General features: G+C 35.0%; 1 protein-coding gene. It reads left to right on the forward strand.

Annotated features, from left to right (window positions below):
- Positions 1–567, forward strand: a 567-nt coding sequence (locus ACFIO3_RS04935; RefSeq protein WP_375704151.1) for a VUT family protein, incomplete at its 5' end; no start/stop codon positions are given.
- Positions 568–1,355 lie beyond the last annotated feature (788 nt).

The following is a 1,355-nucleotide window of genomic DNA, read 5'->3' on the forward strand; positions in this document are numbered from 1 at the left end:
TGGTTTGATTTGAATGAGCTGTTGACTTATGGGGCTTTTACCTATCCATTTGCTTTTCTGATTAATGATTTGACCAATCGTTTTTATGGTCCATCTGCTGCGCGGCGTGTGGTTTATGCTGGTTTTTTTGCGGGTGTCTTTGTTTCTTGGGTATTGGCGACCCCACGGCTTGCAATTGCCTCTAGTCTGGCATTTTTATTTGGGCAACTCCTTGATATTATTGTTTTTACTCCGTTGCGACGTAAAACATGGTGGAAAGCACCTTTAGCAGCAGCATTGGTTGGTTCGGCTTTGGATACAGTGCTGTTTTTTTCTCTTGCTTTTTCTAGCTTTTTTGCCGTTCTTGATAGGATAACAGGCTATGCTGATAGTTCTCTAGTGGAGAGTACTGTTTTGGGAGGGATAGGCATGCCAGTTTGGCTCTCACTTGCTTTTGGTGATTTTTCGGTAAAAATTGTTATGAGCCTGTTGATGTTGATTCCTTATGGGACAATTCTTAACATTATAAAGCTTCCTCTTTATCGAGGGCATTCAAAGGATGCTTCCTCTTTTGTTTGTAACAAATAATAGTCTTTTTGTTTTCCTGAAGCCAAGAAAATTGTACGCTATATTTAGTATGGCAAGTTATTTATAATGATACTTTATCATTTACCAACTTAAGTAAGAACTCTAACACAAAATACTTTTCTTCTTTCAAAACTCTCTTGTGAGGAAGAAATAGAGTCATTTGTTTGTATCTCACAAGAAGGCAATGTGAATAAAATTGTTTGAGAAGGGGCTAAATATACTTTTTACGAGCGGTTTAAGGTGAAAAAAATTATAACTTATTTTCATTAATAGATTAAAATGATAATTATGTTTTTCATTTGAGTGAAAAAGTCCAATATCATAAACTTTTACGCGTTTTAAATACTCTTATTATTGAGTGAATAAAAATTATTTATTTGTCTATGTTACAAGAGAAATTGGCGTGGAGACAACGCCATTTGAAAAGGAAATACTTCTTATGAAGAGCTTTAATGCAATAAAAGTGCAATATTAGACGCTGGAAGTATACTGATTGACCTTAAAATATTGGAAGCTTGAAAATAGGTTTCTGCTGTTGGCTTTTTGCTTGTAAAGCGTAAAGGATGATTCCGGATTCTACATTATGCTATATATGGGTACTGTCGTGAAATCGGCTTGGAAGCAAGGAAGAATGTAAGAGTGCGGATAAGATATATAATGGTGTGTGCTTTTTTCGTGAATGAAGCAATATTCTTTTTTTCGTGTTTTTCTTATATTTTATGTGAGTAAAGGTTTTTGCTTTTATTAATGAGATGGGAGCTTATGTTGATCATTCACTCGTGGAGAGT

Source organism: Bartonella sp. AD328YNZD (assembly GCF_042196425.1).